Raw genomic sequence first — 626 nt, forward strand, 5'->3', positions numbered from 1 at the left:
TCGACTTGCAACGAATTCCCGAGAAAAGCCACCAGGGGATCGCCAGGATCAACCACCTCGATCTTCACGGCCTGATGCCAAGGATGACCATTGAAGTAGCCGCCGACCAGATCGAGATAGTCCGGCCAAGTGTAGAATGTGTCCGTCGCCGAATGAACGCCGAGGAACCCGCGACCCGAGCGCACAAAGTTGAGAAGAGCTCTCTTTTGCGCCTCGCTCATCGGAAGTTCTCCGGTTGTGTAGAACATCACTGCCGCGTAGCGCTCGAGGTTTTCGGTAGAAAATTCGGACGTGTCTTCCGTTGCAGTGACTTCAAAAACACCCGAATTGCTTCCGAGCTGGGTCAGGATTACCTTGGAAAGCGGTATGACATCATGCCGGTAGCCGGCGGAGTATGTGAAATAGAGGATGCGCTCTGGCGGACGCTCCGCATGCGCGCCGAGTGGTCGGATTGCCGCCGCGCCGCCGAGGAGCGCGATGAACTCACGTCGCCTCACAATCGCCTCCGCCAACGCCAACGAACCATGTTTTGAAGAAGCCTAGCACAGATCAGCCCAGCACCGGCCTTGGGGCATCGCCCTCTGGCGTCCTATGCAACGCTGCTGGCCCATCAGCGAAGTGGCGAA

General features: G+C 58.1%; 1 protein-coding gene. It reads right to left on the reverse strand.

All coding sequences use genetic code 11. The annotated features are described in order from the left end of the window. Positions 1–497 (reverse strand): ThuA domain-containing protein (locus AC0L3A_RS40845; RefSeq protein ID WP_473256596.1); only part of this gene is annotated, 497 nt, incomplete at its 3' end. Positions 498–626 lie beyond the last annotated feature (129 nt).

This window comes from Bradyrhizobium sp. MI1.3 (assembly GCF_055811695.1).